Below are 24,366 nucleotides of genomic sequence, written 5' to 3'. Positions count from 1 at the left end.
CAGATCATGACCCGATCCCTTGCCGCCCTGCTGGGCCTTTCGGCGCTCTGCGCCGCCGGTGCCGCCTGTGCCGCGACCACCGTCCCGGTTCCGCGGGCCTACGCGCCCTATGTCTACCGCGTCACCGCCTCGGGTGCCGACAGCTATCACGTCATCGCCCAGACCGGCTTCATCAACGCCGACGGCGCCGCGCGGATCATCCGCCCGCTGTGCGTGGCGCAGGGCAAGACCCCCGTCGGCCACCGCCCCTCGACCGTGGTGATCGGCAATGGCGGGGCCGAGGCGATCACGGCGCTGTCGTGGCGGGTGCATTGCGCCTGAGCGACGTCCGGGGGTGATCCGCCGGCCGGGCCCGCGCGTATCCTGCACGATACCCGGAGACCAGCCCATGCAGATCCTGACCCTCTACATTTCGACTTCGCTTGTTTTCCTGCTGCTCGACGCGGTGATGCTGAAGTCGGTGATCCACCCGCTCTTCGCGCGCAACATCGGCGACCTGCTGGCGCCAGAGCTGCGGCTGGGCCCGGCGGCGGTCTTCTACCTGGCCTATGTGGCGGGGCTGATCGCGCTGGTCTCGTATCCGGCCCTGCGCGAGGGCGTGCCGGGGCAGGCGCTCTGGCGCGGCGCGCTGGTGGGCGCCATGGCCTATGGCACCTACGAATTCACCAACTACGCCACCCTGCGCGGCTGGTCGCCGGTGATGGTCGCCACCGACATGGCCTGGGGCACCGTCCTGACGGGCCTCGCCGCCTGGGCGGGCGTGCTGATCACCCGCGCCTTCACCTCGTGACCCTGCCGGGATAGAAGCGGGGCGACAGCTTCCGAAAGGCCAGGGCCCATGATCCTCTACGGCATTCCCACCTGCGACACCTGCCGCAAGGCCCGCGCCGCCCTGCAGGCCGAGGGGGCCGAGGTCAGCTTCCGCGACCTGCGGGCCGATCCGCTGACCGCGGCCGAGCGGGCCGAATTCCTCGCGGCTTTTGGCGACAAGCTGGTGAACCGCGCCTCGACCACCTGGCGCAGCCTGTCCGAGGACGAGCGTGCGCAGGACCCCGACGCGCTTCTGGCCGCGCATCCCACGCTGATGAAGCGCCCGGTCGTGCGCTCGGGCGCTCTGCTGACACTGGGATGGTCTGCGGCGACGCTCGACCGGCTGCTGGCCAGCCGCTAGCCCGCCCGCTGCAAACGGCCCCCGTCCCGGGGGCCGTCGCGCCCCCCGCGATGGGGGCCAGAAAAGGGGGTCAGAGCAGCTTCAGATCGGTCGCCGAGGCGCGGCCGTCGCGGCCCGACTGCAGTTCGTACCCGATCTTTTGGTTGTCGTTCAGGCCCTTCAATCCGGCCCGCTCGACAGCGGAAATATGCACGAACACGTCCTTGCCGCCTTCATCCGGGGCGATGAAGCCGTAACCCTTCGTGCTGTTGAACCATTTCACGGTGCCAGTGGCCATGACCGCGCCTCTCCTCACAATCACCTCAATCCCGGGGGCGCTATTGCCCGCGAGCCGTGCAGCCAGGTCTTCCGAGTCCGGCTGCCTAGGGAAGGAAGCGGTAGGAAAGTCTGCGGTCACGCAACAATGAGAGTGCGGGTTTCGAACCGAAAATCAAGCTTTCTCGCAGAAGGGCGGGTGCTCCGCCCCCCTGCAGGGCCTGTCAGCACTGGTCGGGCGACCTGGCTTCCGCAGCCAATTGTGCAACCGCAGCATCGAGCCCCAAGGTTTCGGTGCGGGTCTCGCCAAGGCGTCGCACGGAAACGGTGCGCTCTTCGACTTCCTTCATGCCGATGGCGAGAATCACCGGCACCTTGCCCACCGAATGCTCGCGGACCTTGTAGTTGATCTTCTCGTTGCGCGTGTCGGCCTCGGCGCGGATGCCAAGCTTCGCCAGCGCCTCGACGACCTCGGCCACATAGCCGTCGGCGTCCGAGACGATCGAGGCCACGACCACCTGCCGCGGCGCCAGCCAGAACGGCATCTTGCCCGCGTAGTTCTCGATCAGGATGCCGATGAAGCGCTCGAACGAGCCCAGGATCGCGCGGTGCAGCATGTAGGGGCGGTGCTTGGCCCCGTCCTCGCCGACATATTCCGCGCCCAGACGGTCCGGCAGGTTCGGGTCGACCTGGAAGGTCCCGCACTGCCACTGCCGGCCGATCGCGTCGGTCAGCTTGAAATCGAGCTTCGGCCCGTAGAAGGCGCCGTCGCCCTCGTTGATCTCGTAGGGCAGGCCCAGCCGCTCGATCGCGCCCTTCAGCGCGCCCTCGACCTTGTCCCAGGTCTCGTCCGAGCCGATGCGGACCTCGGGGCGGGTCGACAGCTTGATGTCGAAGCTCTCGAAGCCCAGATCCTTGTAGACCGAGGACAGGAGCGCGATGAACGCCCCGCACTCTTCCTCGATCTGGTCCTCGGTGCAGAAGATGTGCGCGTCATCCTGCGTGAAGCCCCGCACCCGCATCAGCCCGTGCATCGAGCCAGAGGACTCGTAACGGTGGCACGAGCCGAACTCGGCCAGACGCAGCGGCAGGTCGCGGTAGGACTTCAGGCCCTGGTTGTAGACCTGCACGTGGCAGGGGCAGTTCATCGGCTTCAGCGCGTTGATGCGCTTTTCCTTCGCGCCTTCCTCGTCGACCTCGACGATGAACATGTTCTCGCGGTAGTTGTCCCAGTGGCCCGACTTCTCCCACAGCACGCGGTCGACGACCTGCGGGGTCTTGATTTCTTTATACCCGGCGCGGCGCTGGCGGCGGCCCATGTATTCCTGCAGCAGGCGATAGACCGTCCAGCCGTTCGGGTGCCAGAACACCATGCCCGGCGCCTCTTCCTGCAGGTGGAACAGCTCCATCTCGCGGCCGAGCTTGCGGTGGTCGCGTTTCGCGGCCTCCTCGAGCATGGTCAGATGCGCCTTCAGCTCGTCGCGGTTGCGGAAGGCCACGCCGGTGATGCGCTGCAGCTGCGGGCGGCTCACGTCGCCGAACCAGTAGGCGCCGGACACGCCCATCAGCTTGAAGGCATCGGCCGGCAGCTGGCCGGTGTGCTGCAGGTGCGGGCCCCGGCACAGGTCCTGCCATTCGCCGTGCCAATACATGCGGATCGGCGCGTCTTCGGGGATGCGGGCGATCAGCTCGACCTTGAAGGTCTCGCCGCGCTCTTCGTAATAGGCGATCGCCCGCGCGCGGTCCCAGACCTCGGTCTTCACCGGGTCGCGCGCGTTGATGATCTCTTTCATCTTCTTCTCGATCGCGCCCAGATCCTCGGGCGTGAACGGCTCGGACCGGTCGAAGTCGTAGAACCAGCCCGTCTCGGTGACCGGGCCGATGGTGACCTTCACGTCGGGCCAGATCTCCTGCACGGCGCGGGCCATGACATGGGCGAAGTCGTGGCGGATCAACTCGAGCGAGGGCTCGGGATCCTTCATCGTGTTGATGGCGAGCTTCGCATCGGCCTCGATCGGCCAGGCGAGATCCCAATGCGCGCCGTCGACGCTGGCCGAGATCGCGTTCTTCGCGAGCGACGGCGCGATCGAGGCGGCGACCTCGGCAGGGGTCACGCCGGCGTCGTAGACGCGGCTGTTGCCATCTGGAAAGGTGAGGGAAATCTGGGCCATGATGGCTCTCCTCGTCGGTTTGGCGCCCACGGAACGCCCGGTTGCGGGTTATGTACGGCGCCTTCTATCCCGCGTTCGCGGCGGGGTGTCAACGGCCCCCGCCGGCGGTCAAGGCTGGACAGCCGGGCAGGGTGCGCGCTACCGCAAGGGCACAGCAGGAGGGGGCCGATGCAGGACGGGATGATCGAGATCGACGCGCGCGGGCTGCTCTGCCCGCTGCCGGTGCTCAGGCTGCGCAAGCGGCTGCTGCAGCTGCCCTCGGGCACGCAGGTGCGGCTTCTGGCGACCGACCCCGCCTCGTGGATCGACGTTCCGCATTTCTGCCGCGAGGGCGGGCACCGGCTGGTCGCGGCCGAGACCGCGGGCGAGGTCAGGCGCTACGTGGTCGAGCGCGGCTGAGGCCGTCCCGCCAGCAAGGCCCGTAACGAAAAACGCCCCCTGCTTGTGACAGGGGGCGTTTTCATCTGTCAGGCGAGGGGGGCGCTCAGCGCGCCCACCAGCCCCGGCGCTTCGACTTGCCGTCGTCCTCGGCGGTCGGTTCCAGCTCGGCAGAGGCCGGGGCGACCTCGACCGGTGCGGCCGGGGCCGACTCGATGACCGGCGCAGGAACGGGCTCGGGCGCAGGCTCGGCAGCGACCTCGGCGACCTCTGCGGCGGGCTCGGCCTCGACCTTCTTGCGGCGCGGGGCACGCTTCTTCTTCGGCGCGGCCTCTTCGGCCACCGGTTCGGGTGCGGGCTCGGGTGCAACCACCTCGGCAGGGGCCTCGGCCTTCTTGCGGCGCGGCGCGCGCTTCTTCTTCGGCGCGGCCTCTTCGGCGGCCGGTTCGACGACGGCCTCGGGCACGACCTCGACCGCGGCGGCCGGGGCCGACTCGATCACGGGCTCGGGCACGGCGACGGGTTCTGCCACCGGCTCTGCCGCAACCTCGGCGTCAGCGGCCTCGGCCTCGTCACCCTCGTCGTCGCCATCGTCGCCCTCGGCTGCGCCGTTGACCTCACCCGGGGCGCCCAGACCCTTCCGCTTCCGCCGACGGCGGCGCTTCTTCTTCGGACCGCGGTCGCCCTCGCCCTCGGGGCGCGTGTCCGCTGCCGCCTCGACCGGCGCCTCGACCACCTCGGCCTCGACCACCACCTCTTCGGCGACGACCACGGCCTCGATCTCGACCTCTTCCGGCATCAGCCCGGCATCGGTGCCCGAGATCACGACCGAGGTCGCTTCCGGCACCGCGCGGGTCGCGGTCTTGAACTTCTCGAGCTGGTAATCCGGCGAGATCAGGGTCGGGTCGACCTCGATCCGCACCGACATGCCATAGCGCGCCTCGATCTGGGCGATGTGCTCACGCTTGGCGTTGATCAGGAAGTTCACCACCGACATCGGTGCGCGCAACAGCACCTCGCGCGAGCGCTTGCGGGTGCCCTCTTCCTCGATCGCGCGCAGGATCGACAGCGCGAGGCTGTCGTCCGAGCGGATGATCCCCGTCCCGTGGCAATGGGCGCAGGGCTGCGTCGTGGCCTCGAGCATGCCGGGGCGCAGGCGCTGGCGGCTCATCTCCAGCAGGCCGAAGCCCGAGATGCGGCCGACCTGGATCCGCGCGCGGTCGGTCTTCAGCTTCTCCTTCAGGCGCTTCTCGACGGCGGCGTTGTTCTTGCGCTCTTCCATGTCGATGAAGTCGATGACGATCAGGCCCGCAAGGTCGCGCAGGCGCAGCTGGCGCGCGACCTCCTCGGCCGCCTCGAGGTTCGTCTTCAGCGCCGTGTCCTCGATCGAGCCCTCTTTCGTGGCCCGGCCGGAGTTCACGTCGATCGCGACCAGCGCCTCGGTCACGCCGATGACGATGTAGCCGCCCGACTTCAGCTGCACCGTCGGGTTGAACATGCCCGACAGGTAGCTTTCGACCTGATAGCGCGCGAACAGGGGCAGCGTCTCGTGGTAGTGCTTCACCTGATGGACCTGCTGCGGCAGGATCATCTTCATGAAGTCGCGGGCTTCCAGGAAGCCGCGGTCGCCCTCGACGATGACCTCGTCGATCTCCTTCGAGAACAGGTCGCGGATCGAGCGCTTGATGAGGTCGCCCTCTTCATAGATCTTTGCCGGCGCGATCGATTTCAGCGTGAGGTCGCGGATCTGGGTCCAGAGCCGCATCAGGTATTCGTAGTCGCGGCGGATCTCCTGCGGCGTGCGCTGGCTGCCGGCGGTGCGGATGATCAGGCCGGCGCCTTCCGGCACCTCCATCTCGGCCGCGATCTCCTTCAGCTTCTTGCGGTCGGCGGCATTGGTGATCTTGCGGCTGATGCCACCGCCACGGGCGGTGTTGGGCATCAGCACGCAGTAGCGGCCGGCGAGCGACAGGTAGGTGGTCAGCGCAGCCCCCTTGTTGCCGCGCTCTTCCTTCACGACCTGGACCAGCATGATCTGCCGGACCTTGATCACTTCCTGGATCTTGTAGCGGCGCGCCCGCGGCTTGCGGGGGCTGCGGATCTCTTCGGTGACATCCTCGTCGGCGACCGACTCGATGTCCTCGTCGCTGTCGGCGGCGTGGTCGGCCGCGACATAGGGCTCGTCGCCCGCGGTCTCGGGCTGGTCCTCGGCCTGCGACTCGGCGGTCTCGACCGGTTCGGCGGCGTCGTCACCCTCGTCGAGCTCGACGATGTCCATGCCGGCGATCTCGTCGCCCGACAGGGTCGCGTCATCGCTGACCGCAGCCTCGGGGCGCGGCTTGCGGCGGCGGCGCTTCGAGCGGCTGGCCTCTTCGGCCTCCTGCGCCTCGGCATAGGCGCGCTCTTCCTCGAGCAGCGCCTGACGGTCCGCGAGCGGGATCTGGTAATAGTCCGGGTGGATTTCCGCGAAGGCGAGGAAGCCGTGCCGGTTCCCGCCGTAATCCACGAAAGCGGCCTGCAGCGAGGGTTCGACCCGCGTGACTTTCGCGAGGTAGATGTTTCCTGCGAGCTGCCGCTTGTTTACGGTCTCAAAGTCGAATTCCTCGACCTTGTTGCCGTCCACCACCACGACGCGGGTCTCTTCCGCGTGGGTGGCATCGATGAGCATCTTCTTTGCCATTGGTCCTGTATCTCGCAGCCGATCGCGCACCGCGACCCTGGCGGGCCCCGGCGGTCATCTGGCTGCTTTCACTGCTGAGGCGCTGACCCCCGAGAACGGCGCGGGGCGCGGGAGCGGCGACGATGCGCTGCTCCACTGTCCGGTCCGTCGTCCTCACGCAGGTCATCGCGGTTCTGTTCCTGGCGCCGTGGCGCCCGTTGATGCCCCGGGAAACCGGGACGAATTCGGCCTCGCGGCCCTCTCGGGCCGTCATTCGGGCGGATCCATCGAGGGACCCGGCGCCCGCCGGACGGCTGCGAAACTGGTGGATCGGCGGCGGCGTACCCGGTCGGGCACGGCCAAGCCGATACGATGAATCATACGTGTGAATGCAAGATGAACACAATCGGTTTTTGGAACGACTGTTGCAACAGGGAAGGTCGGGGGGGACCGCGGGTCCCCCCGAAGGCTTGACTGCGCCCCCCCGGCTCGGGCGCTGCTGCCCCTATGTTCGCGAGGGGTCAGAGGTAATCCGACCGCTGCAAACCGTACTTGGCCATCTTCTCGTTCAGGGTCCGGCGGGGCAGGCAGAGCTCGTCCATGACGTTGGTGATCGAGCCCTTGTGACGGCGCATCGTGTTGTCGATCAGCATCTTCTCGAAGCTCTCGACATATTCTTTCAGCGGCTTGCCCTCGGTCGTGATCACGGGGCCCGCGGCCTCGTTCTCGGTCATCAGCAGCGAGGCGATCGAGCCGGTGCCGCGGCGGTTCTGCAGCACCGCGCGCTCGGCCACGTTGATCAGCTGGCGGATGTTGCCGGGCCAGGGCGCCTGCAGCAGCTGCGCGGCCTCCTGCGCCGTGATCACGGGCGCCTCGCAGCCGTATTCATCGGCGAACTGCTCGGCCATGCGGGTGAAGAGCGTCAGGATGTCCTCGCCGCGGGCCCGCAGCGGGGGTAGGGTGATCTTCAGCGCCGACAGCCGGTAATACAGGTCCGGGCGCAGCGCGTCCTCGACGGTGCGGCCGGCCTGGTGATCGTTGCAGATCGCCACGATCCGGGTCTCTGCCGGGGTGCCCTGGTCGTTGATGAAGGTCAGCAGCCGCGCCTGCAGCGCCTGGCTCAGCGCCTCGACGTCTTCCAGAAGCACGGTGCCGCCGCGGGCCTCTTCCACCAGCGGCAGCGGCCCGCCTTCCTCGACCGGGCCGAACAGCCGCTGCGCCAGCATCTCTTCCGAGAAGGCCGCGCAGGAGATCGAGGCGAATTTCTTCGAGGCGCGCGGCCCGACGGCATGCAGCGCATGGGCAACCAGCGTCTTGCCGGTGCCGGTCTCGCCGTCGATCAGCACATGGCCGTCGGCCTGCCCAAGGTCGAGGATGTCCTCGCGCAACCGCTCCATCGGGCTCGACGAGCCGATGAGCTTTTCCATGATCCCGGTGCCGTCGGCCAGGTCGCGGCGCAGGGCGCGGGCATCCAGCGTCATCCGCCGGTGCTGGGTCGCGCGCTTCGCAAGTTCGGTCATCCGGCCGGGATCGAAGGGCTTTTCCAGGAAGTCCCAGGCGCCAAGGCGCATCGCCTCGACCGCCATCGGCACGTCGCCATGGCCGGTGATCATGATGACCGGCAGGCCCGAATCCTGGCCCATCAGCCGCTTGAGGAAGGCCATGCCATCCATGCCGGGCATCTTGATGTCCGACACCACCACGCCCGGCCAGTCGTTGCCGATCGCCTTCAACGCATCCTCGGCACAGGAGAAGGTCTCGGTCTCGAACCCCGACAGGGTCAGCCACTGGCTGATCGACTGCCGCATGTCCTGTTCGTCATCGACGATCGCGACCTTCATCGTACGTGCCATTTTGTCTGCGTCTCCGCTTGTTGTCTCTTGTGGCCGGCCGGTGCCCCGGCCGGGTCGTCACGGCACGTCAAACGCGCGGGCCGCCGCCATCCGGCGCCGCCCCCGCGCGGGCCGCAGGTCTCATTCCGCCGCGCGGGCCTCGCCCAGCAGCGGCAGTCTCATCTCGAAGACCGCGCCGCCGTCGGCCGCGTTGCGCGCGGTCAGCCGGCCACCGAGGTCGGTGACGATCCCCGACGAGATCGCAAGGCCAAGCCCCACGCCGTCGCCGGGTTTCTTCGTGGTCCAGAACGGTTCGAACAGCTTGTCGAGATCGGCGATCCCGGTGCCGTTGTCGCGCACCGACAGGCTCGCCGTCTCGCCCGAGGCCAGCAGGATGTCGATCTGCGGGCTTTTCTGGTCGCGCGTCGCATCCAGCGCGTTGCGCAGCAGGTTGATGATCACCTGTTCCAGCCGCAGCCGGTCGGCCATGACCATCACCGGGCTGCGCGGGACAGAGCGCACGATCCGCACCGCGCGGGTGCGCAGCTGCGGCTCCATCATCGTCAGCGCCGAGCTCAGGCACAGCCGCAGGTCCACCGGCTCGAAAGCCTCGCCGCCCTTGCGGGCATAGGATTTCAGCTGGCGGGTGATCGCGCCCATCCGCTCGATCAGGTCGTCGATGCGCTGGAAGGAGGACATCGCCTCGGTCGGGCGGTCGCGCTGCAGAAGCAGGCGCGCGCCGGCCAGATAGGTCTTCATCGCCGCCAGAGGCTGGTTCAGCTCGTGGCTGACAGCCGCCGACATCTCGCCGAGGGCGGCGAGTTTCGACGACTGCGCAAGCGTCTGTTCGGCGACGGCCAAGTCCTTCTGAGCCTTTTCCCGTTCGGCGATCTCGCGCTGCAAACGCGAGTTCAGCTGACGAAGTTCCGTCGACTCGCGCAAAAGAACGCGGCTCTGCAGCCGGGCGCGCCGTTGCAGCAGGTAGAAGGCCCCCGCCATCAGGATCGCGAACAGCATGATTTCCAGCGCCAGCACCGCGTTCACCCGCTCGCGGATCGAATCGTAGGTGGAAAACGCGGTCATCCGCCAGCCGCGGAACGGCACGCGCGCATCGACCCGCATCACCGCCTCGCCCTGCACATAGGCGTCGGGGGCGGGGTTGGCCCAGTCGGCGGTGGCCTGCAGCGCCCGCTGGATCGCCGAGGGGGCCGAGCGTACCGACAGCGCCTCGGCCATGGTCAGGCCCCGCCAGCGCGGCTCGGTCGCCAGGATGATGCGGCCCTCGCTGTCGGTGACGGCCACGGCATCGGCGATCACCGACCAGCTGCGCTCGAACCGGGTCAGGTCGACGCCCACCAGGATCACGCCGCGGAACTGGTTGTCGAAGGTCACCGCCCGCGAATAGGTGAAGGCCGAGCCGCCCGAGTCCTGGCTCGAGACGGTGAAGATCGTCTCCTTCGAGCGCTGGGCCGAGATGAAGAAGCTTTCCTTGGCGAAATTCGCGCCGATCCGGTTGCGGTCGGTCGCGGCCACCACCCGGCCCTGCGCATCCAGAAGCTGGATCGAGGCGGCGCCGATCTCTTTCTGCGCCGAGATCAGCCGCGACGAGGTCAGCGAATAGTTCTGGCTGTTCAGCGCGCCGATCAGCTCGGGGTCGCGCGCCAGCAGCAGCGGCACCACCGAGTTGCGCTGCAGCTCGGAAATGATGTTGCCGGTGTAAAGCGCAACGCGCACCTCGGCCCGGTTGCGGGTGCTTTCGGTGAAGCGCGCGGTCAGCCAGGAGTTCGTGGTCCAGATCACCGCGACCGCGACCAGCACGATCAGCCCGATCGCGCCGCGCAGCCACCAGCGCCCGGCACGCCGGTCGCTTGCGGTGATCGCCTCGGCCTCGGGCCGGGCGCTGGAGGAAGGGCGCACCGTCATTGCCCCGCCGTTTTACCGGCGGGCTTGCGGCACCTCAAGCGCGGGCGCTCAGGCAGTGGCCAGCTGACCGAGAATCGAGCGGAACAGCGCCGATCCGTCGGTGCCGCCCTGCACCGGGTCGGCGGCGCGCTCGGGGTGGGGCATCATGCCCAGCACGCGGCGGTTGGCGCTGAGCACGCCGGCGATGTCCGCCATAGCGCCGTTCGGGTTCTGTACATAGGAGAAGGCGATGCGGTCCTCGCCCTTCAGGCGCGCCAGCCCCTCGGCGTCGATCGTGTAATTGCCGTCGTGATGGGCGATCGGCAGGGTGATCTCGTCGCCCTTCGCCAGCGCCGACGTGAAGGCGCTGTCGGCGGTCTCGACCCGCAGGGCGACCGGCTTGCAGATGTATTTCAGCGAGGCGTTGCGCATCAGCGCGCCCGGCAGCAGGCCCATCTCGGTCAGGATCTGGAAGCCGTTGCAGATGCCGATGACGAAGCCGCCCTTGTCGGCGAAGGCCTTCACCGCGGCCCCGATCGGCGATTGCGCCGCGATCGCGCCGCAGCGCAGGTAGTCGCCATAGGAGAAGCCGCCCGGCACGCCCACGACATCGGTGCCCTCGGGCAGGGCGCTGTCCTTGTGCCAGACCCGGGCGACCTCGAAGCCCTGGGCCTCGAAGGCCACGGCCAAGTCGCGGTCGCAGTTCGAACCGGGGAAGGTGAGGACGGCGGCTTTCATCGGCAGGCTCCGGGCTGGCGGGGACGGCTTCCCATACACCCATCCCCTGCGCGAGGGAAGCGCGAAGCCGGAGGGACTGAAGGGCAGGGGCTCCGCCCCTCTGCGCGCTGGCGCGCGCATTCCCCCCGGGATATTTTGAACCGATGAGAAAATGCCTTTCTTACTGGTCCAAATATCCCGCGGGTGAGGGCGCAGCCCGAGGGGGCAGCGCCCCCTTTGCCGCCATTCCCCCTTAAACCCGCCCGATTTGTCCCCTACCGTGACGCGGCAGCGAAGGGGCGGGCAGTGGCAGAGGTGGCAAAGGCGGGCGTCAGGCGGCGGCGGGTGTTCTACATCCCCGGCTACGATCCGTTCCATCCGCGCCGCTACCGCGAGCTCTACCGCAAGGAGGCGCAGGCCCAGGCCGCGCTCTCGGGCTATGACATCGGGCTCAGCGCCCGTGCCGGCGGGCGGCGCTACGGCTGGAAGGTCGCGGCGCGGATCGAGGGGCAGGCGGTCGAGACCGAGGTCGACGTTCTGGTCTGGTCCGATCTGGTGCGCGCCTCGATGGGCCAGTCGATCGCGGCCACCTATGCCCAGCTTGGCCGCACCGCCTGGATCTACCTCGCCGATGGCACGCTTTTCCGCTTGGCGCGGCTGCGCGGCGGGCCGATCGTCGCGGCGCTCTATCCGGTTGCAGTGCTGCTGGGGCAGCTTGTGCTGGCGCTTCTTGTCGGGGCGCTGCTGGCGGCGGCGGTGGCCTGGCTCGGGCACGTCTCGACGGTGCCGCGCTGGGGCGTGGGGCTGGGGGCGGTCTTTGCCGGCGCCGCGCTGGCGGGCTGGGTGCTGGTGCGGTTCAAGCGGATCGACCACCGGCTTTACGCCTATTACCTGATGCACGACTACGCCTATGGCGCGCGCGGCCGCGGGGCGAACCCGCCAGAGCTCGAGGCGCGGCTGGCCGAGTTCAGTCAGCGCGTTCGCACCGCACTCAACGAGGGCTGGGACGAGGTGCTGGTCGTCGGCCATTCCTCTGGCGCGCATCTGGGTGTTTCGGTGCTGGCCGACCTGATCCGCGGCGGGCTGCCGGCGGGGCGGGCGCAGCTGTCGTTCCTGACCCTTGGGCAGGTGGTGCCGATGGTCTCGTTCCTGCCGGGGGCGGCGCGGCTGCGCGCGGATCTCGCCTATCTCTCGGCCCGCGACGAGCTGACGTGGATCGACGTGACCGCACCGGGCGACGGCTGCGCCTTCGCACTCTGCGACCCGGTGTCCGTTTCCGGCGTGGCGCCCGCGGACCAGCGCTGGCCGCTGGTGCTCTCGGCCGCCTTCTCGCAGACGCTGCGGCCCGAGACCTGGGCACGGCTGCGCCGCCAGTATTTCCGCCTGCATTTCCAATATCTCTCGGCCTTCGACAACCTCCCCGGCCGCCCCGACGACTACGACTATTTCCGCATCACCGCCGGCCCGATGACGCTGGCCGAGCGTCTGGGCTCCCGCCCCCCGTCGCCCAGCCGGATCACCTTGGCGCAAAACCGTTACCGGACCCTTGCATGAGCGTCCCGCCCAAGCCCGCAGCGCGCCCCGACCGGGTCGGGCTCTGGCGCTATCTCAGGCTGTTCCGGGCCGACATCCTCTCGGCGCAGCCGGAGCGGCTCTACCGGGCCTGGATGGCGGAATTCCGCACACCATTCTTCAGAAGTTACATGTGCAACGATCCGGATCTGATTGATCTGGTTCTGAAAGAACGCCCCGATCATTTCCCGAAATCCGACCGCGTGCGCGAAGGTCTGGCCCCGCTTCTGGGCCGGTCGGTCTTCGTCACCAATGGCGAGACATGGAAGCGCCAGCGCCGGATCATCGACCCCGCCTTCGAGGGCGGGCGCCTGCGCGACACCTTCCCGGCGATGTGGGCCGCTGCCCGTGCGGCCGAGGCGCGGCTCGCGCCCGGCACCGTCGAGATCGAGGCCGAGTGCAGCCATGCCGCCGCCGACATCATCTTCCGCACGCTCTTCTCGATCCCGATCGAGCACGCGCTGGCCTCGGCTGTCTTTCAGGCCTTCCGCCGCTATCAGCGCACGCAGCCGCTGCTGAATCTCGCGGCCTTTCTGCCGCTGCCGCGCTGGCTGCCGCGCCCGCATCGCCGTGCCGTCACCGCCTCGGCGCGCGAGATCCGGGCGCTGATCACCCGGCTGACGGCAGAGCGCGCCGCCCGGATCGCCGAGGGCACCGCGCCCGACGACCTTGCCACCAAGATCATGACCACCACCGACCCCGTCACCGGCCAGGGCTTCACCACCGGGGAAATGGTCGATCAGGTCGCGATCTTCTTCCTCGCCGGTCACGAAACCTCGGCTTCGGCGCTGGCCTGGGCGCTCTACCTGCTCGCCACCCATCCCGAGGCGCAGGACCGCGTCGCCGCCGAGGCGCGGGCCTTCCCGGAAAACCCCGGCTTTTCGGACCTCTCGCGGCTGAAGTTCACCCGTGACGTCTTCCGCGAGGCGCTGCGCCTTTATGCCCCGGTCCCGATGATGGTGCGCGAGACGACGCAGGCCGAACGCTTCCGCGACCGCGACATCGCCCCCGGTGCGCAGGTGGTGATCTCGTCCTTCCACCTTGGCCGGCACGAGCGGATCTGGACGGAACCCGACCGTTTCGACCCCGACCGCTGGGCGCGCCCCGAAACCCGCGAGAGCGCGCGCGCGGGCTATCTGCCGTTCTCGGCCGGGCCGCGGGTCTGCCCCGGCGCGGGTTTCGCGATGGCCGAGGGCGTGCTGATGCTGGCGGCGATCCTGCGCGGGCTGCGCCTCGATCCTGTCGAGGGCGATGTGCCGGTGCCGGTCGCGCATCTGACCGTGCGGGCGCGCGACGGAATCCGCTTGCGGATTTCGCGCCGGGGCGGATCGTCATCCTGACGTCACCTGCCGCCGCCAGAAGGCGCGGGAGCCACGACAGGAGCCCCGGATGCAGACCCGCCTGAGCGAAATCACAAGGGTGTTCCTGCGCATCGGCTGCGCCTCGTTCGGGGGGCCGGCCGCACAGATCGCGCTGATGCACCGCGAACTGGTCGAGGAGCGGCGCTGGTTCTCAGAGGCCGAATACCTCTCGGCGCTGTCGCTGTGCATGCTGTTGCCGGGGCCCGAGGCGATGCAGGTCGCGACCTGGGCCGGCTGGCGGCGCGGCGGCGTCGCGGGCGGCTGGATCGCGGGCGGGCTCTTCGTGCTGCCGGGCGCGGTGCTGATCCTTGCGCTGGCCGCGGCCTATGTCGCCTGGGGCGGGCTTGGCTGGGTGGCGGGGCTGTTTCTGGGGGTGAAGGCCGCGGTGGTCGCCGTCGTGATCGAGGCGCTTCTGCGCGTCGCGCGCAAGGCCTTGAAGACGCGGGCGGCGCGGGTGATCGCGCTGGCGGCCTTCGCGGCGCTCTTCGTCTTCGGGCTGCCGTTCCCGCTGGTGCTGGCGGCGGCGGCGCTGGCCGGGACGCTGGCGCTGTCGAACTCCGCCCCCGTCGCGCCCCGGCCCGGGGCCGCGGCCCCGACCCATCGCGCGACGCTGGCCTGCCTTGTCCTGTGGCTCGCGCCGCTGGCCGCGCTGTGGCTTGCGGGCGGGGGCGTGCTTCTGGAGATCGGCACGTTCTTCGCTCGGCTCGCGGTCCTGTCCTTCGGCGGGGCCTATGCGCTTCTGGCCTGGATGGTGGACGAGCTGGCGGTGGGCCGCGGCTGGGTCACCACCGGCCAGATGATCGACGCGCTGGGCCTGGCCGAGACCACGCCCGGACCGCTGATCCTGGTGACGGAATTCGTGGGCTTCCTCGCGGGGTACGGGCAGGGCGGCTGGGGGCTGGGGCTGGCCGCGGCGGGGCTGGTGCTGTGGGTCACCTTCCTGCCCTCGTTCCTCTTCATCTTCGCCGCCGCGCCGCATCTCGACCGCATCGTCGGCCGGCCGCGGCTTGCGGGCGCGCTGGCGGGCATCAGCGCCGCCGTCGTCGGCGTGATCGCGAACCTCGCGCTGATCTTCGCGCTGCACCTGCTGTTCGGCCCCCCGGGCGACGGGCCGCTGGCGCTGCCGCTGCCGGACCTTGCCGCCTTCGACTGGCGCGCGGGGGTGATCGCGGCGGGGGCGGCGCTTGCGCTGCTGCGCCTGCACGTTTCGCTGATGCCGGTGCTGGCGGGCTCGGCGCTGGCAGGGCTGGTCCTTGCCGCTCTCGGTTGAGAAGATCCGCCGTAAGGCGGCACTTTTCATCGGCTCCAAATTCCCTATGCTCGGCCCAAAGACCGGACCCGGGAAGTTGGAACCATGGCGCGCAGCATCGATTACGGAAACCTCATGCACAAGGCGCTCCGCGCCCTGATTCAGGAGGTTCTCGAGGATGTCGCGCAGAACGGGCTGCCGGGCCAGCACCACTTCTTCATCACCTTCGACACCTCGCACGAGGATGCCGAGCTGGCCGACTGGCTGCGCGACCGCTATCCCGACGAGATGACCGTGGTCATGCAGCACTGGTTCGACAACCTCGCCGTCGATGACGCGGGCTTCGCGGTGACGCTGAACTTCGGTGACAACCCCGAGCCGCTCTACATCCCCTTCGACGCGATCCGCACCTTCGTCGATCCGTCCGTCGAGTTCGGCCTGCGCTTCGAGACGCAGGAAAGCGATGAGGACGAGGACGAGGATGACGACCCGCCGCCGGCGCCCAAGCAGGACGCCGAGGTCGTGCGTCTGGACACCTGGCGGAAATGACCCGCATCTGAGAGATGTTAGCGTCGGTATGCCGCTGCATGCCGATTGCAAAGCCGCGCGGATTTTCCTATTCCCGGTGCCGAACAGCATCCGGGAGGCACAGGCCCATGACCGCGACCCGCACCGAAACCGACAGCTTCGGCCCGCTCGAAGTTCCTGCCGACAAGTACTGGGGCGCGCAGACCCAGCGCTCGATCATCAACTTCCCGATCGGCTGGGAAAAGCAGCCCGTGGCGATCGTCCGCGCGCTGGGCGTGATCAAGCAGGCCGCGGCCGAGTGCAACATGGCCACCGGCGCGCTGGACGCGACGCTGGGCCGCGCCATGGTGCAGGCCGCGGGTGAGGTCGTCGCCGGCAAGTTCGACGACAACTTCCCGCTGGTGGTCTGGCAGACCGGCTCGGGCACCCAGTCGAACATGAACGCGAACGAGGTCGTCTCGAACCGCGCGATCGAGATCCTGGGCGGCGTCATGGGCTCGAAGAAGCCGGTGCACCCGAACGACCATTGCAACATGGGCCAGTCGTCGAACGACACCTTCCCGACCGCGATGCATGTCGCCATCGGCATGATGGCGCGTGACGTGCTGATCCCGGGCCTGACCAAGCTGCACAAGGCGCTGGCGGCGAAGTCGGAAGAGTTCAAGGACATCATCAAGATCGGCCGCACCCATACTCAGGATGCGACGCCCTTGACGCTGGGCCAGGAATTCGGCGGCTACGCCAAGCAGGTCGAGAACGGCATCAAGCGCGTCGAGATGTGCCTGCCGGCGATCTACGAGCTTGCGCAGGGCGGCACCGCCGTCGGCACCGGCCTGAACACCAAGAAGGGCTGGGACGTGGCGATCGCGGCGAAGATCGCCGAGATCACCGGTCTGCCCTTCGTCACCGCCCCGAACAAGTTCGAGGCGCTGGCCGCCCATGACGCGATGGTCATGTTCTCGGGCGCGCTGAAGACGGTCGCGGGCTCGCTCTTCAAGATCGCGAACGACCTGCGTCTGCTGGGCTCTGGCCCCCGTTCGGGTCTGGGCGAGCTGATCCTGCCGGAGAACGAGCCCGGCTCGTCGATCATGCCGGGCAAGGTCAACCCGACCCAGGCCGAGGCGCTGACCATGGTCTGCGCCCATGTCATGGGCAATGACGCGGCGGTGGGCTTCGCCGGCTCGCAGGGTCATTTCGAGCTGAACGTCTACAACCCGATGATGTCCTACAACGTGCTGCAGTCGATGCAGCTCTTGGGCGACGCGGCGGGCAGCTTCACCGACAACATGGTGGTCGGCACCCAGGCCAACGTGGCGCGGATCGACAAGCTGATGAAGGAATCGCTGATGCTGGTGACGGCGCTGGCGCCGACCATCGGCTATGACAACGCCACCAAGGTCGCCAAGACCGCGCACAAGAACGGCACCACGCTGAAGGAAGAGGCGATCGCGCTCGGCTTCGTGGATGCCGAGACCTTCGACCGCATCGTGCGCCCGGAGCTGATGGTCGGCCCCGAGGACTGATCCTTTCCTGAGTTTGGAACCACGGCGGCCGCGGAGTTTTCCGCGGCCGTTGTCATGACGGGGGGCTTCGATGCGGGCGATCTGGGCGGATCTGGCGGTCCTGGGTGTGGCGGTGGTCTGGGGCGCGAGCTATCCGGTCGCCAAGGGCGCGCTGTTGCAGGCGCCGGTGCTGCTGCTGATCTTCTACCGCTTCGCGCTGACCGCGGTGGTCATGGGCGCGCTGGCCGCGCCCGGGCTGCGGCGGGCCGCGCGCGGCGATCTGGCGGCGGGGGCGGCGCTTGGCGCGATCCTCTCGGCGATCTTCCTGGTCGAAACCTGGGGGGTCGCGATGACCTCGGCCAGCAACACGGCGCTGCTGATCTCGCTCTGCGTGGTGCTGACGCCGTTTCTCGAGTTCGGGCTGCGCGGGCGATTGCCGCCGCGGGGCGTGCTCGGCGGCGCGGTGCTGGCGGTGGCGGGCGTGGGGGTGCTGGCGGGCGGGGTCTCGGGCTTCGGCGCGGGCGACCTGCTGGTGCTGGGCGCGGCCTGCCTGCGGGCGGTGATGGTCGTCGCGACCAAGCGGCTGATGGCCGGGCGGGCGCTGGGGTCGGCGGCGCTGACGGCGGTGCAGGGGGTGACGGTAGCGGGGGTGATGCTGGTGCTGATCCTCGGGTCCGGGCAGCCGCTGACGGTGCAGGCCGGGCCAAGCTTCTGGGCGGCGGTCGGGTTTCTGTCGCTCTTCTGCACGATCGCGGCCTTCTACGTGCAGAACGCCGCCGTGCGCCACACCAGCCCGACGCGGGTCACGCTGCTGATGGGGACCGAGCCCTTGTTCGGCGTCCTCTTGGCCGTGGCGCTGCTGGGCGAGCCGATCGGCGCCGCCACGCTGATCGGCGCGGCGCTGATCCTGGGCGGCACCTGGCTCGGCGTGCGGTCCGAGCGCCGGGCCGTCCAGCGCGCGGAAAGCACTTGCCTTCGCGCCGGGGCGGCCGCATCCAAGGGCACCAGCCCCGCAGCCTGACCGGAGCGCCCGATGGCAGAGCCGATCAACCTCAACCGTTTCCGCAAGGACAAGGCCCGCCGCGACGCCCGCAGCGCCGCCGATGCCAATGCCGCGAAATTCGGCCGCAGCAAGGCCGAGCGCACGGCGGATGCCGCCGCCGAGGCCCGCCGGCAGGCGCTGCTCGACGGTCATCAGCGCGATGCGAACGGGGACGAGGACGCGTGAGCCGGCCGGTCAAACGCTCGCTGACGCTGCACGGTCACCGCACCAGCGTCACGCTCGAGGATGCGTTCTGGCAGGCCTTCCGCGAGATCGCGGCCCTTCGCGGCGCGACGATCAACGGGCTGGCGGCCCAGATCGACGACGGGCGCGACCCGGACACCGGGCTTGCGACCGCGATCCGGCTGTTCATCCTCGCCGAGCTGCGGGCACGTTTGGCATCGCGTTGAGCCACTGCGCAAGGCTGCGGATCCGGCCGGGGATCGCATCGGGAAGATCGGTGGCCTCGGCCAGTTCCGACAGCCGGTGCGCGGCGGTCAGCAGACGCACCCGCTCGGGGTCGACGGGCAGGCCGCTTTCGCGGGCATAGGCCGCCACCAGCCGTTCCGACAGGTCGGGCGAGACGAAGCCCGCGGGCACGAAGTCGCGGTGCAGGTCGCCGAAGCCCGCATCGGCGAAGTCGAAGATCCCGTTCAGCACCCGCGTGTCGGGGTCCCAGGCCATGTTGCCGCCATGCGCGTCGTAATGGCCGAAGACCTGGCCCAGCGGATCGGGGCCCAGATCGTCGATCTCGCGCAGCACCAGCGCCGCGCGCGGGCGCATCGCGGCCGGCAACAGGGCCATCGCCCGGGCGCGGATCACCGCCGCGGGCAGCAGGTCGGGCACCTCGCCGGCGCCGAAGGCCCGTGGCCCTTCGAACGGCATCCGGTGCATGCCGAGGTGGAAGCGCGCGAGGTCGGTGGCCAGCCGGTTGCGCTCGGGCGAGGACAGCAGCGCGTACAGCGCCGGCGTCAGCGCCACGCCCGGGATCATCCGGTGCAGCGTCATCGGCGGCTGCCAGTCGTCGTAGCTGGGCGCGGGCACCGCCACCGGCACCGCCGCCGCGATCAGCGGCAGCAGGGCCGCTTCGCGCCGCAGGCGATGCGCCGCAGCCTCGTGCCGGGGGATCTTGGCGATCCAGTCGTGATCGATCTCGATCGCGAGACAGTCGAGCCCGTCGCGCCGCGCGGTCACGGCCTCGAACCGGTACTTGGGGAAGGCGCGGCGGACGCGAGACAGAAGCGGATCGAGCTGGTCCATGCGCGCGACCCTACCCACGGCGCGGAAAAGTGCAATCGCCCGCGGGCCTCACCCGGTCGGAATCACGAGTTCACGCAGGAGTTTCTTGCGCAGGACCGGCGCATAATCGCCGAGACCGCGCGCCGTCAGGACGAAACCGTCCGGCGTGATCACGTAGCGGCGGTAGAATTCGGTGATCGGGTTGCCGCCGCCGCGATCCTCGATCGCGATGGCGTTCAGGGTGATCCCGGCCTCTTGCGCGCGCTTGCTTTCGGGCGGCACCGGGCGGCCGGCGTTCACCGGGCCGTCGCCCGAGATGTCGGCGACCTTGCGGGCGCAGGCGGGGGCGGTGGCGAAGAGGTCGGGCAGGGTGGCGATCATCTCGCCCGGCGCGGTGTCCGAGCGGGTGAAGCTGCGCGGGATGACCGCGGCGTCGCGGGCCAGCGCCTCGACATCCGCGGGTTCCTGGACGCGCCGCCACGGGATCACGACCTGCTGCTGGAAGACCGAGGACCAGTGCATCACCGTCACCGCCGCGCCGCCCGAAACCAGCGCCGAGACGACGTCGGGGTCCGAGAGGGCGAGCGAAAGCCCGTCGGTCTGAAGGCGATATTCCCCGGTGTCGATCGATCCGGAGACATCGATGGCAAGCACCAGCGCGACATCACAGCGGGTGGCGGCCCGCGAGGGACGGTCGGGCAGGGCGGCGATCAGGCATCCGCAGGCGACTGCGGTGCCGATGGCAACGAGACGCGAAAAGCTGTGCATGTCCTAGCTTGCGCATGATTCGGTTAACCAAGGAAGAGCCGAGCCGCCCGACCGCGACCAAAGCAGGGCGCCGTTGCGGGACGCGACGCCGCCAAGGGCTGCGGGCCCGGGGCAGGGGCAACGGCGTCCGCCGGGCCGCACCGGACCCGCGCCGCGTCACCCCGTGCGTGGCGCGGGGGGATGGCGCGCGGCGCGTGCTGCGCCCGTCGGGCTTCCTGCCACAGGGGGGGGCGGGCCGTTGAAAGACGGGCGTTCTTCAAGGCGTGTTGCGTGGTTCGCCCATCGCACCGGTTCCGTCGCCGGTCCCAGATTCGATGCGGTTGCCGTCCGAGCCTTGGCCTTTCGCGGCCGCGCGTCTGCGCGCGGCGGCGCCGGGCTGCGCCTTTTCCTGCCTTTTCAGCAGGTTGGAAACCTGCCGTCGCGGCTTCTGGTCGCAGAGGTTTCAGGGTTGTTTCTTCGTGGCTTAGGGTGATAGACGGGTCGGCGGAGACGTGGCCGAGTGGTCGAAGGCACACCCCTGCTAAGGTTCGCCACATGTCACCCAATTCCCCTTATTTCGTTGACGTTTTCTGATCCGGCGGCTTCGTCCTGCACGGATTTTGCACCAAATTGCCAGCCGTGTTTGGCGAGGCGTGCGGCCAAGTCTGACGGTGCGATCTTCCGATAGCGGTTCGCCATGTCGGCCTTCTTCCAGCCCCCAAAATCCATCAGCCCGCCGAAGTCCTTGGTCTGGGCATAGAACCACGTAGCCCAGGTGTGGCGGAGCTCGTGAGGCGTGACGCGCGGTAGCTTCGCCGCATCCGACGCTTTGTCGAACTCGGCCTTCAGTTGACCGCCGAGCGCCTGCCCGTCCTCGTTCCTCAGGCGGTAGGGGACGCCCTTCGGCGTCCTGAACACGGCGCCCGCCTCGGGTAACTGCGCGGTCACTAGGTAGCGGCGGGATCGGGTCGGAAAGCTGACCATCCGCGGCTCATCGTTCTTGGTCTCGCTTACCCATGCTTCGCAGGTGTCGAGGTGGAGGTCGGCGCGTTGCAGGCGCAAGGCCTCATTCACCCGGCAGCCTGTGCCTAGCAGGAAGGCGATCACGACCTTTGCGCGCGGCGATGCGGCGGCGAGCAGGCGCTCTGCCTCTTCCGGGGTCAGCCAGCGCAGGCGGACGTTCTTCTCGGCGCGCCGGCGAAAGCGGCGCGGCTGGCAGAGCCCATCGTCGGCAGCCATGTTCACGACGGCGCTGATCGGCGTGACGACCTGGCGGTTGATCGTGGCGGGCGCGGCCGTTGGGTAAAGCGCTGCTGCGGCGCGATTCACCGCGTCGTTGTCGATGTCGGCCAGGCGGAAGCGCGGACCGAAGTGCTCGAGGATCGGGCCGAGGTAGCGCGCCTCGCCGCCGGCCTGCATGTAGGTCAGCGCGGCATCCGCGAAGGTGGTTGTTGCCGCACGCCCAAAGGCAGCACGTTCGATGATCTCGGCTTCGCGGCGGGCACGGTAGATCTCCGCCGACTTTTTGTCGCCAAGGCGAGTGCTTTCGTAAACGTGCTGTCCTGCGACGGTGCCGCGGAGGTAGTAGACCGCGCCTCGTTTGCTGAGCTTGAGGGGCAACGCTGGATCTCCACGACAAACGCCTGCAGCAGATCGGCAGGACGGTAAAGGATTCGGACGCGCCCGCGAACCCGCAAGCGATTGAGCCGGCCATCCCTGAACGCGCTGTCGAGACCGGACCGGCTCGTATGGATGCCAAGGCGCGAGAGGTAGGCGAGCGCCTCATCGGTGGTCATGGCATCGCTCAGGTCCGGCAGCAGCTCATGGATGCCCATCTCACCCCTCCTTCGCTCTAGCGGCGCTCGTGACAGGTCGCAGCTGATCCACCCACCGCTCGCAGCGATCCCATGCCGCCTCGGCCGCAAAGCTATCGTGCCGGTGGATTGCCTGCCGGAGCGCGTCGAAGTCGCGCAGCATGGTCTGGGCGCGCGCGGCGCTGACGAATGGTTGATCGCTCACCCCTTCACCTCCTTCGGCAGCCCGACGGCGGTCGCGCTGACCTTCCCACCGAGGCTGATCTGCAGCGTGACCCGCTCGGGGTCGAACGACAGGTCGGGGTGGATGCGGGCGTAGCGCTCGGCCACGGCGAGCTTCACCGAGCCCTCGCAGAATGAGAGCCGCACCTGGTTGTCGGCGGGCAGGAGGGGGCGGTTGCGCCAGTCGGTCATGCGAAGCGCCCCCGGTAGATGCAGGAACACCCCGCGGTCAGATTTGTTGATCCAAAGAGGAGGACCCCATGACCGAGAAAATCAACCAGAGCCAGGTTCGCAGCGACCCTGCATCGAAACGAACCTTCGATCCGAACCATCGCACCGATCATAATAGCAAGCAGCCCGGGCGGGCCGACGACATCCAGCCGCCGCCTGACGAGATCGAGCCGGCGGGGCATGAGCACGTCCGAGATGCTGGTCCGGGCCAAATGGAGGACCCGCCAAAGCGGTGGAGTAAGGAAGACGAGGAAAGCGACGAGTCGTTTCCTGCCAGCGATCCGCCCGGCAACTATTGACTCCGACAGGTGGCGGGGAGCGACCTGATCCTCGCCATCCTGGCCAGTGTGCCCTGGCTGCAAATAATGCGCCGTTCGGCGCTGGAAGACTTTGACGCCGGGACTATGACCCCTAAGCATGGTTGGCGAGTTCAAGTATTCGAACGGGGCGGAAAGATGGTGGCTCACATCTCTCGAGGCGGAAAGCGGATCTGTGACGTGGGGTGCTACACCACACAGCAACTCAAAACGGGTCGGATGATCAGTCTTGAGTTGATCGACGCCCCCGATGATCTTGCCCGGCTCATCGGCCTCCGAGATCAATTCATCCTTGAGGATGGTGAAGCGGCAATAATTTTCGAACCCCGCGCCATCATGCATGTTCCTGAGCAGCGGACTGCGAGCATGCGGGGCTTCGTCATGGCATGGCAACGCATTCATACGCAGGCTCCCGTCGAATAGATGCCCCACTGATCGGCCGCGGCCTCGGCCACGCCCTCAAATGTCCTGCTGCGGATCTTCCACCGATTAGGCCCGGGCGGCGCGCGGTGGATGGCGCTCCACGCCTTCCATTCATCACTGCCGCGCTCGGGCTCTTGGAGCATCTGCGTCGGCTCCAGCGCGGGCAGGCCGCGCAGGTAGAACCCCGTGTTCTTGTAGGCCGGCTCACCGAACCAGAACGGCTGCACCATCTGTGGGCGCGGCAGGTCTGCCGGCATCCGGTCCTTGGCCAGATCGTTCATCTCCGGGTTCTCGATCGCCACGCGCTCGATCGGTGCGCGCCAGCAGGCGGTGAAGAGCTCGACGCCCAGCTCGAACTCCGCACGGAGGTCAGCCACCGTGCGGCCGCGCGGCAGTTGCTTCGGCTCGGTCCATTTCCCCGGGCCGGACATCCAGCGCCGGCCGGACCGGCAGAGCCGCGTACAGGGCGGGTGCATGACGGCGAGCAGGTCCCAACCTTCCTCGAGGATCCCGTCGCGCGCGTCCTCGACCCGGTGGCGGTTCGATCGATCCTCGGCCGGCAGCAGGTCGCAGGACCACACGTCATGCCCGCGGGCGGCGAAGGCGCGGCGCATGACGCCGGAGGTCTCGCAGGCGATCAGGACGCGGAGGGCGCGCCGGTCGTAGGCGGTGGCGTCAAGCATGCTCTTCTCCGACTCGACGCGCGGCGCTAGCGTCGCGGCGGAGGAGTGGATTTACATCATGGAACTGGAACACAATGGCGAGTTGCATGTCTGCGACCGCCATTACGAGCTGGAACTGCAGGCGGCGATAGCAGACTGGGCCCGAGCGCCGGCGGCGATGCTGCATCCAAAACTCGTCATGAACACAGGTTTCCGAACGGTCAGGGTTCACCATCTGTGCGCCGACGAACTGCGCTGGGCCGCGATGGACCTTCGATTGGTGCCGGAGCTGCTGTGCGAGATGTGCGCGCTCGAGCGCGAGGCGAAAGTGCGCCAGGATCGGACCTCGCAGGACTCGGGGTAGGTCCACCA

Annotated in this window: 27 protein-coding genes; 15 read left to right on the top strand and 12 right to left on the bottom strand. The window is 68.7% G+C overall.

What is annotated here, in order from left to right:
* Positions 1 to 6 precede the first annotated feature (6 nt).
* The 3 genes from V8J36_RS05585 (at position 7) to V8J36_RS05575 (ending at position 1,171) form a co-directional block, all read left to right on the top strand.
* Entirely contained in the window at positions 7 to 321 is a 315-nt protein-coding gene (locus V8J36_RS05585) for a hypothetical protein (protein ID WP_336466290.1), read from the top strand.
* 67 nt (positions 322 to 388) lie between these two features.
* Positions 389 to 790: a DUF2177 family protein gene (locus V8J36_RS05580; RefSeq protein WP_336466289.1), complete on the top strand. Its 402-nt coding sequence runs from the start codon at positions 389 to 391 to the stop codon at positions 788 to 790.
* A gap of 48 nt (positions 791 to 838) precedes the next feature.
* Entirely contained in the window at positions 839 to 1,171 is a 333-nt protein-coding gene (locus tag V8J36_RS05575; protein ID WP_336466288.1) for an arsenate reductase family protein, read from the top strand.
* Between the two features lie 70 nt (positions 1,172 to 1,241).
* Here the strand turns inward: V8J36_RS05575 and V8J36_RS05570 are convergent, their stop codons facing one another.
* Both V8J36_RS05570 and thrS read right to left on the bottom strand, forming a co-directional pair.
* Complete coding sequence (locus V8J36_RS05570; RefSeq protein ID WP_336466287.1) at positions 1,242 to 1,448, bottom strand: cold-shock protein; 207 nt, start codon at positions 1,446 to 1,448, stop codon at positions 1,242 to 1,244.
* Between the two features lie 202 nt (positions 1,449 to 1,650).
* A complete protein-coding gene (gene thrS, locus V8J36_RS05565) occupies positions 1,651 to 3,597 on the bottom strand; it encodes a threonine--tRNA ligase (RefSeq protein WP_336466286.1) in 1,947 nt (648 codons plus the stop codon).
* Between the two features lie 168 nt (positions 3,598 to 3,765).
* On the opposite strand from thrS, the gene V8J36_RS05560 reads away from it, so the two are divergent.
* On the top strand, positions 3,766 to 3,996 hold the full coding sequence (locus V8J36_RS05560) for a sulfurtransferase TusA family protein (protein ID WP_336466285.1): 231 nt from the start codon (positions 3,766 to 3,768) through the stop codon (positions 3,994 to 3,996).
* 85 nt (positions 3,997 to 4,081) lie between these two features.
* Here the strand turns inward: V8J36_RS05560 and V8J36_RS05555 are convergent, their stop codons facing one another.
* The 4 genes from V8J36_RS05555 to purQ all read right to left on the bottom strand — a co-directional run bounded on the left by V8J36_RS05555 (position 4,082) and on the right by purQ (position 11,106).
* Positions 4,082 to 6,655 carry an Rne/Rng family ribonuclease gene (locus V8J36_RS05555; RefSeq protein WP_336466284.1) on the bottom strand — a complete coding sequence of 858 codons (2,574 nt, stop codon included), beginning with the start codon at positions 6,653 to 6,655 and terminating at the stop codon, positions 4,082 to 4,084.
* 500 nt (positions 6,656 to 7,155) lie between these two features.
* Positions 7,156 to 8,487: a sigma-54-dependent transcriptional regulator gene (locus tag V8J36_RS05550; protein WP_336466283.1), complete on the bottom strand. Its 1,332-nt coding sequence runs from the start codon at positions 8,485 to 8,487 to the stop codon at positions 7,156 to 7,158.
* Between the two features lie 120 nt (positions 8,488 to 8,607).
* Complete coding sequence (locus V8J36_RS05545; RefSeq protein WP_336466282.1) at positions 8,608 to 10,389, bottom strand: sensor histidine kinase; 1,782 nt, start codon at positions 10,387 to 10,389, stop codon at positions 8,608 to 8,610.
* Between the two features lie 48 nt (positions 10,390 to 10,437).
* Complete coding sequence (gene purQ / locus V8J36_RS05540) at positions 10,438 to 11,106, bottom strand: phosphoribosylformylglycinamidine synthase subunit PurQ (protein WP_336466281.1); 669 nt, start codon at positions 11,104 to 11,106, stop codon at positions 10,438 to 10,440.
* A gap of 285 nt (positions 11,107 to 11,391) precedes the next feature.
* Between purQ and V8J36_RS05535 the strand changes: the two genes are divergently transcribed.
* The 8 genes from V8J36_RS05535 (at position 11,392) to V8J36_RS05500 (ending at position 18,749) form a co-directional block, all read left to right on the top strand.
* The gene (locus V8J36_RS05535; protein ID WP_336466280.1) at positions 11,392 to 12,639 is read left to right on the top strand and encodes a hypothetical protein; all 1,248 of its coding nucleotides are present in this window, start codon (positions 11,392 to 11,394) and stop codon (positions 12,637 to 12,639) included.
* The gene (locus V8J36_RS05530; RefSeq protein WP_336466279.1) at positions 12,636 to 13,997 is read left to right on the top strand and encodes a cytochrome P450; all 1,362 of its coding nucleotides are present in this window, start codon (positions 12,636 to 12,638) and stop codon (positions 13,995 to 13,997) included. Before V8J36_RS05535 ends, V8J36_RS05530 begins: the two co-directional genes overlap by 4 nt.
* A 49-nt stretch (positions 13,998 to 14,046) precedes the next feature.
* A complete protein-coding gene (chrA, locus tag V8J36_RS05525) occupies positions 14,047 to 15,288 on the top strand; it encodes a chromate efflux transporter (protein WP_336466278.1) in 1,242 nt (413 codons plus the stop codon).
* An 84-nt stretch (positions 15,289 to 15,372) separates the two neighbouring features.
* A complete protein-coding gene (locus V8J36_RS05520) occupies positions 15,373 to 15,816 on the top strand; it encodes an SspB family protein (RefSeq protein ID WP_336466277.1) in 444 nt (147 codons plus the stop codon).
* A 107-nt stretch (positions 15,817 to 15,923) separates the two neighbouring features.
* Positions 15,924 to 17,318 (top strand): class II fumarate hydratase, encoded by a 1,395-nt coding sequence (gene fumC / locus V8J36_RS05515; protein ID WP_336466276.1) that lies wholly within the window; start codon positions 15,924 to 15,926, stop codon positions 17,316 to 17,318.
* Positions 17,319 to 17,388: 70 nt separating this feature from the next.
* Positions 17,389 to 18,318 (top strand): DMT family transporter, encoded by a 930-nt coding sequence (locus V8J36_RS05510; protein ID WP_336466275.1) that lies wholly within the window; start codon positions 17,389 to 17,391, stop codon positions 18,316 to 18,318.
* 12 nt (positions 18,319 to 18,330) lie between these two features.
* Complete coding sequence (locus tag V8J36_RS05505; protein WP_336466274.1) at positions 18,331 to 18,525, top strand: DUF4169 family protein; 195 nt, start codon at positions 18,331 to 18,333, stop codon at positions 18,523 to 18,525.
* Positions 18,522 to 18,749: a ribbon-helix-helix domain-containing protein gene (locus V8J36_RS05500; protein ID WP_336466273.1), complete on the top strand. Its 228-nt coding sequence runs from the start codon at positions 18,522 to 18,524 to the stop codon at positions 18,747 to 18,749. The genes V8J36_RS05505 and V8J36_RS05500 overlap by 4 nt, the downstream gene beginning before the upstream one ends.
* On the opposite strand, the gene V8J36_RS05495 is transcribed toward V8J36_RS05500, so the two are convergent.
* From V8J36_RS05495 to V8J36_RS05475, 5 genes are all read right to left on the bottom strand, one after another.
* Positions 18,709 to 19,599 carry an aminoglycoside phosphotransferase family protein gene (locus V8J36_RS05495; RefSeq protein WP_336466272.1) on the bottom strand — a complete coding sequence of 297 codons (891 nt, stop codon included), beginning with the start codon at positions 19,597 to 19,599 and terminating at the stop codon, positions 18,709 to 18,711. The two genes, V8J36_RS05500 and V8J36_RS05495, sit on opposite strands and share 41 nt — an antisense overlap.
* Positions 19,600 to 19,647: 48 nt before the next feature.
* Positions 19,648 to 20,346 (bottom strand): DUF1194 domain-containing protein, encoded by a 699-nt coding sequence (locus V8J36_RS05490; RefSeq protein WP_336466271.1) that lies wholly within the window; start codon positions 20,344 to 20,346, stop codon positions 19,648 to 19,650.
* A gap of 537 nt (positions 20,347 to 20,883) precedes the next feature.
* Positions 20,884 to 21,945, bottom strand: a complete 1,062-nt coding sequence (locus tag V8J36_RS05485) for a tyrosine-type recombinase/integrase (protein ID WP_336466270.1) — start codon at positions 21,943 to 21,945, stop codon at positions 20,884 to 20,886.
* Positions 21,946 to 22,161: 216 nt separating this feature from the next.
* Positions 22,162 to 22,344 carry a hypothetical protein gene (locus tag V8J36_RS05480; RefSeq protein WP_336466269.1) on the bottom strand — a complete coding sequence of 61 codons (183 nt, stop codon included), beginning with the start codon at positions 22,342 to 22,344 and terminating at the stop codon, positions 22,162 to 22,164.
* Positions 22,341 to 22,553, bottom strand: a complete 213-nt coding sequence (locus tag V8J36_RS05475; RefSeq protein WP_336466268.1) for a hypothetical protein — start codon at positions 22,551 to 22,553, stop codon at positions 22,341 to 22,343. Before V8J36_RS05475 ends, V8J36_RS05480 begins: the two co-directional genes overlap by 4 nt.
* A gap of 68 nt (positions 22,554 to 22,621) precedes the next feature.
* On the opposite strand from V8J36_RS05475, the gene V8J36_RS05470 reads away from it, so the two are divergent.
* Both V8J36_RS05470 and V8J36_RS05465 read left to right on the top strand, forming a co-directional pair.
* Positions 22,622 to 22,891, top strand: coding sequence for a hypothetical protein (locus tag V8J36_RS05470; protein WP_336466267.1), 270 nt, complete (start codon positions 22,622 to 22,624; stop codon positions 22,889 to 22,891).
* Positions 22,892 to 22,900: 9 nt separating this feature from the next.
* A complete protein-coding gene (locus V8J36_RS05465) occupies positions 22,901 to 23,332 on the top strand; it encodes a hypothetical protein (RefSeq protein WP_336466266.1) in 432 nt (143 codons plus the stop codon).
* Here V8J36_RS05465 and V8J36_RS05460 read toward each other — a convergent pair.
* Positions 23,308 to 24,015, bottom strand: coding sequence for a hypothetical protein (locus V8J36_RS05460; protein WP_336466265.1), 708 nt, complete (start codon positions 24,013 to 24,015; stop codon positions 23,308 to 23,310). The genes V8J36_RS05465 and V8J36_RS05460 overlap by 25 nt on opposite strands.
* On the opposite strand from V8J36_RS05460, the gene V8J36_RS05455 reads away from it, so the two are divergent.
* Entirely contained in the window at positions 24,014 to 24,358 is a 345-nt protein-coding gene (locus V8J36_RS05455; RefSeq protein WP_336466264.1) for a hypothetical protein, read from the top strand. The genes V8J36_RS05460 and V8J36_RS05455 overlap by 2 nt on opposite strands.
* Positions 24,359 to 24,366 lie beyond the last annotated feature (8 nt).

It is taken from the genome of Frigidibacter sp. MR17.14 (assembly GCF_037095735.1).
Lineage (GTDB): Bacteria > Pseudomonadota > Alphaproteobacteria > Rhodobacterales > Rhodobacteraceae > Frigidibacter.
This window is presented reverse-complemented; position numbering and strand designations above follow the sequence as displayed.

Coding starts and splice junctions, on each gene's coding strand:
- V8J36_RS05505 (WP_336466274.1), top strand. CDS start 18,331: ATGGCAGAGCCGATCAACCTCAACCGTTTCCGCAAGGACAAGGCCCGC.
- V8J36_RS05455 (WP_336466264.1), top strand. CDS start 24,014: ATGCTCTTCTCCGACTCGACGCGCGGCGCTAGCGTCGCGGCGGAGGAG.
- thrS (WP_336466286.1), bottom strand. CDS start 3,597: ATGGCCCAGATTTCCCTCACCTTTCCAGATGGCAACAGCCGCGTCTAC.
- V8J36_RS05460 (WP_336466265.1), bottom strand. CDS start 24,015: ATGCTTGACGCCACCGCCTACGACCGGCGCGCCCTCCGCGTCCTGATC.
- V8J36_RS05575 (WP_336466288.1), top strand. CDS start 839: ATGATCCTCTACGGCATTCCCACCTGCGACACCTGCCGCAAGGCCCGC.
- V8J36_RS05470 (WP_336466267.1), top strand. CDS start 22,622: ATGACCGAGAAAATCAACCAGAGCCAGGTTCGCAGCGACCCTGCATCG.
- V8J36_RS05490 (WP_336466271.1), bottom strand. CDS start 20,346: ATGCACAGCTTTTCGCGTCTCGTTGCCATCGGCACCGCAGTCGCCTGC.
- V8J36_RS05510 (WP_336466275.1), top strand. CDS start 17,389: ATGCGGGCGATCTGGGCGGATCTGGCGGTCCTGGGTGTGGCGGTGGTC.
- V8J36_RS05550 (WP_336466283.1), bottom strand. CDS start 8,487: ATGGCACGTACGATGAAGGTCGCGATCGTCGATGACGAACAGGACATG.
- fumC (WP_336466276.1), top strand. CDS start 15,924: ATGACCGCGACCCGCACCGAAACCGACAGCTTCGGCCCGCTCGAAGTT.
- V8J36_RS05580 (WP_336466289.1), top strand. CDS start 389: ATGCAGATCCTGACCCTCTACATTTCGACTTCGCTTGTTTTCCTGCTG.
- V8J36_RS05585 (WP_336466290.1), top strand. CDS start 7: ATGACCCGATCCCTTGCCGCCCTGCTGGGCCTTTCGGCGCTCTGCGCC.
- V8J36_RS05520 (WP_336466277.1), top strand. CDS start 15,373: ATGGCGCGCAGCATCGATTACGGAAACCTCATGCACAAGGCGCTCCGC.
- chrA (WP_336466278.1), top strand. CDS start 14,047: ATGCAGACCCGCCTGAGCGAAATCACAAGGGTGTTCCTGCGCATCGGC.
- V8J36_RS05555 (WP_336466284.1), bottom strand. CDS start 6,655: ATGGCAAAGAAGATGCTCATCGATGCCACCCACGCGGAAGAGACCCGC.
- V8J36_RS05495 (WP_336466272.1), bottom strand. CDS start 19,599: ATGGACCAGCTCGATCCGCTTCTGTCTCGCGTCCGCCGCGCCTTCCCC.
- V8J36_RS05570 (WP_336466287.1), bottom strand. CDS start 1,448: ATGGCCACTGGCACCGTGAAATGGTTCAACAGCACGAAGGGTTACGGC.
- V8J36_RS05560 (WP_336466285.1), top strand. CDS start 3,766: ATGCAGGACGGGATGATCGAGATCGACGCGCGCGGGCTGCTCTGCCCG.
- V8J36_RS05530 (WP_336466279.1), top strand. CDS start 12,636: ATGAGCGTCCCGCCCAAGCCCGCAGCGCGCCCCGACCGGGTCGGGCTC.
- V8J36_RS05545 (WP_336466282.1), bottom strand. CDS start 10,389: ATGACGGTGCGCCCTTCCTCCAGCGCCCGGCCCGAGGCCGAGGCGATC.
- V8J36_RS05475 (WP_336466268.1), bottom strand. CDS start 22,553: ATGACCGACTGGCGCAACCGCCCCCTCCTGCCCGCCGACAACCAGGTG.
- purQ (WP_336466281.1), bottom strand. CDS start 11,106: ATGAAAGCCGCCGTCCTCACCTTCCCCGGTTCGAACTGCGACCGCGAC.